Genomic DNA, 9009 nt, shown 5'->3' with positions numbered 1-9009 from the left:
TCTCCTCGATTTATCATTTTTATGGCATCCCTTCGTATAATTTCTCTTTCTTGATCGGACACGCTTCGTAAGTCTGTTTTTTCCATCAATAAAGATACAAAAAAATATATTAATTAAAGAACTACTGGTTCTGAGTTAATAACTAACATAAACAATGAAAATAAGGAAAAAAAACATAAATTTTAGATTAAAAAAGTAAAAATTGAAATCTAAAACTGAAAAGAGCATTATGCAACGGTCTTAAAATGAGAGTGAATTTAACTTTTCTAAAAGATTAAATATTCCTTAATTTTTCATAAATTGGGCATCTCTCAAACAGACTTCAAAAAAATGCGTAGATTCGTTAGACTTCTCTTTATCTTTATTCCCTTATTTTTAACCGCACAAACTCAACAAATAACCTTAGATAAAATATGGTCTGGTGAATTTAGTCAAAGCTACCTAGACTCTTATTCTCCTATGAACGGAGATTTTTACAGTCTTCTTAATTACGATAGGCAAACGGAGTCAACATCAATAGATGTATACAGTTATGCTATTTTAAAAAAGACAAAGACACTTGTAAACAGTAAAGATTTAGCGGAAATAAATTGTTTTGATTCCTATTCTTTTAATGCAGATGAAACGCATATTCTTCTTGCTACGAATACACAATCAATTTACCGCCATTCTTCAAAATCTATTTTTTTTATTTATGAAATTGCAACAAAAAAACTTTCAAAAGTAGTTGATGACCAAATTCAAGTACCTACTTTTTCTAAAGATGGTAAAAAAATAGCTTTTATAAAAAACAACAATATATTCGTTAAAAACCTTTCTTCGGAAAAAACTTCTCAAATCACCTTTGACGGAAAAAAGAACCATCTGATTAACGGAATCACAGATTGGGTATATGAAGAAGAGTTTGCTTTTGTAAAAGCTTTTGAATGGAGTCCGGATAGTCATAAGATAGCCTTCTTAAAATTTGATGAATCAGAGGTTCCAACTTTTTCAATGGATATATTTGGTAAAAACCTGTATCCAAGTTCTTTTGCTTTTAAATACCCAAAAGCAGGAGAAAAAAACTCAAAAGTAACCTTACACATTGCAGATCTAAAATCCAAGTCATCAAAAGAAATCGAACTCGGCTCCTATGAATATATCCCTTTACTTAAATGGACAAACGACGATAAAAATGTTGCTGTGATCACTTTAAACAGACATCAAAACAAATTAAAGCTTTTCTCTATCAATAGCACAGACAATTCTATACAATTACTTTTAGAAGAAACAGACTCCTGTTATATAGATGTTAATAACATCGATAATTTAACTTTCCTCCAAGACAATAGTTTTATTTTTCAAAGTGAAAAAAGTGGTTTCAATCATTTGTACCATTACAGCGCAATAGGAAAATTAAAAAAACAAATTACAAAAGGAAACTGGGACGTAACCAAGTTTTATGGTCTGGATAAAAAAGAACGCACCCTATTTTATCAGTCGGTTGCAGATGGCAGTATCAACAAAACCATTTATCAAATTCGGGTCAACGGAAAAAGCAAAAAAATAATTAGTAAAAACAAAGGCACCTCAAATGCAGACTTTAGCAGTACTAAAAATTTTGCAATTATCAAACATTCAGATGCAAACTCCCCGTTGACATATTCCTTGTTCAATGGTAAAAAAATAATCAAAGAAATTAAAAACAACAGCACCTTATTAGAAAAATTACAACCTTACGGTCTTTCTAAAAAAGAGTTTTCAGAAATCACTACTGATAACGGAACGTTTAATATGTGGATGTTAAAACCCATAGATTTTGATCCTACAAAAAACTATCCTTTAGTTATGGTTCAATATTCGGGACCAGGGTCGCAATCAGTTTCTAACTCATGGAATAGCTACAACGATTACTGGTACCATATGCTAACACAAAAAGGATACATTGTTGCTTGTGTTGACGGAAGAGGAACTGGATATAAAGGTGCTGCCTTTAAAAAAGCAACCTACAAAGAACTCGGAAAATACGAAACTATAGACCAAATTGATGTTGCCAAAAAACTTGGATCACTACCTTTTATCAATGAAAAATCAATCGCTATTTGGGGATGGAGTTATGGTGGCTTTATGGCAAGTAATTGCATTTTAAAAGGGGCTGATATTTTTAATACCGCAATTGCTGTTGCTCCTGTTACCTCTTGGAGATATTATGATACAATCTACACAGAAAGATATATGCAAACACCTGAAGAAAACCCAAATGGTTACGATTCTAACTCTCCCCTATTTCATGCTGAGAAACTAGAAGGGAACTATTTGATTATCCATGGGTCTGGTGACGATAATGTACATGTACAAAACACCTATCAAATGACAAATGCATTGATAGAGGTCAATAAAGAATTTGAACAAGCAATTTACCCAGATCGTACCCACGGTATTTACAGTGGAAAAAACACAAGAGTTCACTTGTTTAGGAAAATGACAAATTTCCTAGACAAACACCTAAAAAGCAATCAAAATTAAAATCTATTTATATGACGAGTAATAACAATGATTTTTTTAAAGACAATGTATTAGGACATCCCGCAGGCCTATTTGTTCTGTTTTTCACAGAAATGTGGGAACGGTTTTCATATTATGGAATGCGCGCCTTATTGGTAATCTTTTTAACCTCAGCCATAATAGATGGCGGCTGGGCATGGTCTAGAAAAGAAGCGATGAGCTTATACGGAACCTATACCATGTTAGTTTATTTCACTCCGGTTATTGGAGGTTATTTAGCCGATAAGTTATTAGGCTACCGTTGGGCTGTAGCCATAGGAGCATTGATAATGACAGCTGGACATGCTGCCATGACCTTTGATACACCAACAAGTTTATATATAGGTATTGGCTGTTTGATCGCCGGAAACGGATTATTCAAACCAAATATGACGTCTATAATCTCTGAAATGTATGACGATCATCCAGAGAAAAAAGATGGAGCTTTTACTATCTATTATATGGGAGTAAATGCAGGAGCTTTTTTAGGTATTCTATTATGTGGTTATATCGGTGAAACTTACGGATTTCACTGGGGGTTTGGACTGGCTGGAATTTTCATGTTTTTAGGAATGTTACAATTTTGGTTTGCTAAAAATATTTTTGGACATATTGGTCTCTCTAAAAAACAGCAAGGCAGATTACCTATCAAAAACAGTCCCGAAACTACTGAAGAGATTTCACCTAAGGTACAAAGGGATAGATATATTGTAGTTGGAATACTAGCTTTTTTTACTGTTTTCTTTTGGGCTGCTTTTGAACAGGCCGGAGGTTCTATGACTATTTTCGCAAAAGACTATACCAACAGACTCCTTGAAGGAACAGCGGCTACTATTTTTAGAATTACAAATACACTAATAACTATAGTTCCATTAGCAATTATTACCTACGTCCTTGTTTTACTTTTTAAAAAAACATTCAAAAAATACGCTTTAGCAAACTTATTCTTAGCAAGTAGTTTTGCTGTTATTTGGGGAATTGTACTTTGGATGTTAAAAAGTCAATTTAACGAGAGTTCTACGGAAATCCCTGCTTCTTGGTTTGGTATTTTAAATTCCTTTTTTATTATTGCATTTGCTCCTTTATTTTCTAAAATTTGGGAAAGTAAATTCAACCCTCCTGCTAGTGTTAAATTTGGAGTTGGTTTGATTTTATTGGGACTTGGGTTTGGAGTATTAGCTTATGGATCAACGAGCATCCCTTCAGGAGCAGAAACAGCGTCTGTAAGTGTTATTTGGCTAGTATTGGCCTATTTACTACATACTCTTGGAGAACTTACCTTATCTCCTGTTGGTTTGTCTTATGTTTCAAAATTAGTTCCAGCAACTAAAATTGGTTTGATGTTCGGACTTTGGTATGTAGCTATTGGAATGGGAAATAAAATTGCAGGCTCTATGGGTGGAATGATTGATCAAATTACAAGTGATTACTCTTTGACAACATTTTTCTTAATATTTACACTAGTACCAATAGTAGCTGGATTGATGATTATTGCATTGACTAAAATAATTAAATCACTGATGCATGGAGTTTATTAATAAACTTATTTAACAAAAAAACATGAAAAAATATTTTCTTACAATCGTATTTCTTTGCGCTTCTCTTTTTCAATTGACTGCACAAGAGATCAATTGGATTAGCTTTGAAAAAGCAATTGAGCTCAACAAAGAACAGCAAAAAAATATCCTAATTGATGTCTATACCGACTGGTGTGGTTATTGTAAAAAAATGGATCGTGACACTTATAAAAACACCGTTATTGCCGAGCTTATAAATGAAAATTTTTATGCTGTTAAATTAAATGCCGAACAAAAAGAATCGATACTTTACAAAGACAGACAGTATAAATTCATCAGTCAAGGTAGAAAAGGCTATCATGAATTTGCCGCCAACTTACTGCAAGGAGAAATGAGTTATCCTAGTACGGTTTTCATGAATAAAGACGAACAACTAATTCAAAAGTTACCTGGTTATTTAGATGCAAAATCTATAGAACCTATTTTGCTATATCTTGGAAAAGACAAATATATTGAGCAAACTTGGGATGAGTTTCAAAAAGAGTTTACAAGTCAACTTTAATTAATTTTAGATAAAATTACAGTACGTTTGATTTTACCTGTATCAGTTCGTTCAAAATTTCCCACAAAATAAATTTCCTTTGGAACCTCATAGGGTTTCAAGGGAATATTTTTTAAATAGATTTTAATTTTATTATTAGTATCTATCGTTTCGCCTTGTCCCTCTACAATCAATACTAATTTTTCTCCTAAATAAGCATCTTTAAGACCTGCCATAAAAAAACTATTCGAAATAATTTTTGAAATTTTATTTTCTATTTTTTCTGGAATTAACTTTATACCTCCACTATTAATTATTGTATCATACCTCCCCAACCATTCAAACATATTGTCTGAAGTTAATTTCACCAAATCATTTGTAATTATTTTTTTATTAGAAACTAAAGGAGCATCAATCACCAAACACCCTCTAGTATCCTTAGTTATTTTTACTGATGGTAATGTGTTATAATATTCTACTGTGTTATCTTGAATATGATTTAGCTTTTTAACAGCAATATGAGTAACAGTTTCGGTCATTCCATAAGTTGCATATACCTGTGTAGACAAGTCGCATAAAAAACTTTTTAATTCTTTTGATACCACACCTCCTCCAACAATTAAAGTCTTTACTGAGTTTAATTGATTAATTGAATTAAAAACCTGTAACGGCACCATCGCAGCAAAATCGTAATTCTTTTCGGTCTCATTTAATGGATTAGAACTTATGGAAACCACATCCAACTCCCAACCTAAAGACAATGCTCTTACCCACATCATTTTACCAGCAATAAAATCAGAAGACATACATAACAAAGCAGTTGTACCCGCTATTAAATCAAAATAAACACCTGTTGATTTTGCCGAATTCAGCATAAATTGCTTTTGGATGTTAATTTCTTTTGGTGTTCCTGTAGAACCCGATGTTTGAACGATTATAGAATCATTTTCATCAAACCAAGATTTTAAAAACACTTCTCCATTAATAGTATTCCTGGAAACATAAGTCAACAGTTCAACTTTATTCTTAAAAGAAAAACCGTTTAATTTAAATGCATTGTGGACACTAAGCATTTTCATCAACAAACAATTGTTTCGGAGGGTTCACAACTCCAGTTAACTTTTCTTTCCAGTCTGTCCATCCATATTTCTTTGAATATATAAAAACCACAATTGAAAATAATACCAACGAAGGAATAATTGCCATAATCAAATTTGGTTCTGCAATATCTTTAAAAACAGAATATGTCTGGAAAACCTGCCAATCAGCTGTTATCAATAAAGCAGATATTAAATTATTTGCAGCATGAAATCCTAAACTCAACTCCATTCCATCATCCATTAAAGTAATAATTCCTAAAAAAAAACCTGTCCCTATATAATACACCATTAAACCATAACCTAATTTAGCTACCTCTGGATTGGAACCATGCATGACTCCAAATACAATGGAAGTAAACAATAAAGGAAACCAACGATTCTTTGCTAAAACTGCCAACGACTGCATTAAATAACCTCTAAACATATACTCTTCGAAACTTGTCTGAATAGGAATCAATAAAACACCTATTAGCAACAATATCAAAAATGGTTTTGTTTGAAAATTAAACACGATTGATTCAGGTGCTACTAAATACTGAACACCCACAAAAAGCACAACAACAATTGCCCAAAGAGAAAATGAAAAACATACTCTTTTCCAATCTATACTTTTTCTTCCTGTTGTAAGATTTACCAGTTTCTGTTCGTGAATAAATTTAACGGCAAATAATAAAAAAAACAAACCACCAACAAATGGTAAAATCATATACATCAAATTCACATTGGAATCAAATATAGTCATCAGATAACTAATATCATCTACTCTAGAAGAGTCCACTTCTCCCAAAACTGTTTTTACTGAAATTGCTATTCCGTGAGGAATTGAAAATATAAAAAACCCTACTCCGACAATTAAAAATACAAGAATATATCTCCACCATTGAATTTTTCCTAAAAACCCTTTTTCTAAATAACTCATTCTTAAAATTCTTAAATTAAATTAATAAGCGCAACTTTTCGATTTGAATGTTTTTAATTATATTTTTCAAAACAAAAAAGCAGGAAAACCTACCTTTTATATTTTGATGGATGTGTATCTTACGGTTTAAAATCGCCAAAAAAGAAGTTGTATGACACACATTACCCAAGCACAAAGATAAACAATTTACTGCATGTCAAATCAAGGCTATAAACAGGCTGAAATAGCGATGACTATTAGTAAAAACAAATCTGTAATTAGTAAATAAAGTGATTTTACAAACGTTATTCAACAACGAGTCAAGGAAGTAGAAACAAAACTAAATAACAGATCTAGGAAGAGACATGAGTATGAAAATCCTATATTTGTTATGGAACAATTATTATTTAACCAAAAAGTTGCATTTGTGACTTGAATTCAGTATTTAATTTGACTCCATTGCTTAGAGGAGTCATACCACAACTTCCCTGACTCAACAGAAAGAGGTGCATCTATATTATTTGTAAATAAACCACCAGTGCCTAAGCCTTGTGGCATTTTTGTTTGCAAGCTACTCGTATACTGAGCAATTGCATTTAAACCGATATTACTTTCCAATGCGGAGGTAATCCACCAATCTATATTGTTTTTTTGTGCAATAGCAATCCATTCGTTACACCCTTTAATTCCACCTAACAAACTCGGTTTTAGAATTATATATTGTGGATTGATCTCTTTAATTAATTTTATCTTTTCTTCCTTTCGAAATACACCAATCAACTCCTCATCCAAAGCAATTGGCAATGGAGTTTCTTTACATAATTTCTTCATTTCTGCAATTTGTCCTTGTCGAATTGGTTGCTCAATGGAATGTAAATCAAACTGTGCCAACCGCTCTAACTTATCCAAAGCTTCTTCTGGAGAAAAAGCACCGTTGGCATCTACACGTAACTCTATTTCTTTTGCAGAGAATCGTTGACGAATAGAACCTAACAATTGACATTCTTTGTCAAAATCGATTGCACCAATTTTTAACTTGATTGTATCAAAACCATCGACTAATTTAGCCTCTATTTGTTGTTGCATAAGATCAGCTGCTCCCATCCATATCAATCCGTTGATGGAGATTGGTTTGTTTTTATGTACAAAATCAGTATTGAACAATTCGTATTTGTATTTTGATCGCAAGGACAAAAAAGCTTGTTCAACACCAAATTGAATGGAAGGAAATTCAATCAATTCTTGTAATAAAACCTCTTCTCCTAGAGTTATATTAGCACAAAGCCACTGTAGTTTTTCTTCGTAGTCAGGTCTATCGTCACAACTTAAACCTTTAAACAAACCACATTCACCAATTCCTTCATTTCCTTTATCAAAAAGCATCAGAAAATAAGTTTCTTTTGTTCTTAAAACTCCTCTTGAAGTACCACTTGCTTGCTTAAAATTTAAAATATATTTTTGATACGTTGCTTTCAATATTTTCTAAATAAAATTATAATTGAATATCTTCCCCTATTTTTAAAAGCATCAAATCTTTATTTTTATCATAGAATTTTTTTATAGCCTCTTCATGATTGATTTCAATATATCCAAAAGTATCAAAATGACAACCAATTATTTTTGAGCATTCTAAAAAATCACTTGCAATAATTGCATCATCAACTCCCATAGTAAAATTATCACCAACTGGTAAAATTGCAACATCTAATTTCGCCTTCAATGGAATTAATTTCATGTCCATAGTCAAGGATGTATCACCAGCAATATACATATTTTTATGTTTTGCTTGAATTAAAAACCCTCCAGGATTCCCTCCATAGCTGCCATCAGGAAAAGAACTTGAATGAACCGCATTGGTATAAGTTACTTTCCCGAAATCAAATTCCCAGGTTCCTCCGTGATTCATAGGATGACCTTTTATTCCTAGTTTCTCGAAATAACTGACTATTTCAAAATTAGAAACTACTATAGCATCTGAGGCTTTTGCTATTATTTCAACATCTGCCATATGATCTTCATGTGCATGTGTAACCAAAATAAAATCAGCATTTAGTGCTGCTAAATTGATATCCTTTGCCAATGGATTTCGACTTATAAAGGGATCTACAATTATTTTTATGTTTTCAATTTCAATTAAAAAACTCGCATGACCTAAAAAAGTAATTTTCATATGTTTTCATTTAAAAGCTAAGGTAAAGATACCTGTTTTTTTTAAAGAACTCGAACTTAAAATTCCGTATCTTCATACCAAATAAAATTTATTGAGTTATACATCTAGTGTCTGTTTTATATTTTTTTGATATTTAGGTTTTTGTAGTACCATTCTAAGAATTGTTTTATGAAAAATGGATTCTTTGTATTGTGACCTATTAATTCTAAAACAAAATTTATCAAAATATGCTTGTATATGCCATTTACTTACATGAGTTG

7 protein-coding genes and 1 pseudogene are annotated in these 9009 nt (G+C 31.8%); 3 read left to right on the top strand and 5 right to left on the bottom strand.

The window, feature by feature from the left end; genetic code table 11:
* Positions 1-330: 330 nt before the first annotated feature.
* The 3 genes from V5787_RS10905 to V5787_RS10895 are packed head-to-tail and all read left to right on the top strand — an operon-like array spanning position 331 to position 4602.
* Positions 331-2505 (top strand): S9 family peptidase, encoded by a 2175-nt coding sequence (locus V5787_RS10905; protein WP_336893247.1) that lies wholly within the window; start codon positions 331-333, stop codon positions 2503-2505.
* A gap of 11 nt (positions 2506-2516) precedes the next feature.
* Entirely contained in the window at positions 2517-4061 is a 1545-nt protein-coding gene (locus V5787_RS10900; RefSeq protein WP_336893246.1) for a peptide MFS transporter, read from the top strand.
* Between the two features lie 22 nt (positions 4062-4083).
* A complete protein-coding gene (locus tag V5787_RS10895; RefSeq protein WP_336893245.1) occupies positions 4084-4602 on the top strand; it encodes a DUF255 domain-containing protein in 519 nt (172 codons plus the stop codon).
* Here V5787_RS10895 and V5787_RS10890 read toward each other — a convergent pair.
* The 5 genes and pseudogenes from V5787_RS10890 to V5787_RS10870 all read right to left on the bottom strand — a co-directional run.
* Positions 4599-5660 (bottom strand): AMP-binding protein, encoded by a 1062-nt coding sequence (locus V5787_RS10890; protein WP_336893244.1) that lies wholly within the window; start codon positions 5658-5660, stop codon positions 4599-4601. The two genes, V5787_RS10895 and V5787_RS10890, sit on opposite strands and share 4 nt — an antisense overlap.
* Positions 5647-6600, bottom strand: a complete 954-nt coding sequence (locus V5787_RS10885) for a type II CAAX endopeptidase family protein (protein WP_336893243.1) — start codon at positions 6598-6600, stop codon at positions 5647-5649. Before V5787_RS10885 ends, V5787_RS10890 begins: the two co-directional genes overlap by 14 nt.
* Positions 6601-7017: 417 nt before the next feature.
* A complete protein-coding gene (locus tag V5787_RS10880; RefSeq protein ID WP_336893242.1) occupies positions 7018-8055 on the bottom strand; it encodes an o-succinylbenzoate synthase in 1038 nt (345 codons plus the stop codon).
* Positions 8056-8071: 16 nt separating this feature from the next.
* The gene (locus V5787_RS10875; RefSeq protein ID WP_336893241.1) at positions 8072-8749 is read right to left on the bottom strand and encodes a metal-dependent hydrolase; all 678 of its coding nucleotides are present in this window, start codon (positions 8747-8749) and stop codon (positions 8072-8074) included.
* 96 nt (positions 8750-8845) lie between these two features.
* A pseudogene (locus V5787_RS10870) lies at positions 8846-9009 on the bottom strand (IS1595 family transposase); the annotation flags it as partial.

The organism is Flavicella sp. (genome assembly GCF_037132785.1).
Lineage (GTDB): Bacteria > Bacteroidota > Bacteroidia > Flavobacteriales > Flavobacteriaceae > Flavicella.
Note: the sequence above shows the minus strand (reverse complement) of the source record. Positions and strands in the feature narration are given on the sequence as shown.

Bases quoted from the DNA above. Each gene is read 5' to 3' on its own strand.
- V5787_RS10905 (WP_336893247.1), top strand. From the start codon at position 331: ATGCGTAGATTCGTTAGACTTCTCTTTATCTTTATTCCCTTATTTTTA.
- V5787_RS10900 (WP_336893246.1), top strand. From the start codon at position 2,517: ATGACGAGTAATAACAATGATTTTTTTAAAGACAATGTATTAGGACAT.
- V5787_RS10895 (WP_336893245.1), top strand. From the start codon at position 4,084: ATGAAAAAATATTTTCTTACAATCGTATTTCTTTGCGCTTCTCTTTTT.
- V5787_RS10890 (WP_336893244.1), bottom strand. From the start codon at position 5,660: ATGAAAATGCTTAGTGTCCACAATGCATTTAAATTAAACGGTTTTTCT.
- V5787_RS10885 (WP_336893243.1), bottom strand. From the start codon at position 6,600: ATGAGTTATTTAGAAAAAGGGTTTTTAGGAAAAATTCAATGGTGGAGA.
- V5787_RS10875 (WP_336893241.1), bottom strand. From the start codon at position 8,749: ATGAAAATTACTTTTTTAGGTCATGCGAGTTTTTTAATTGAAATTGAA.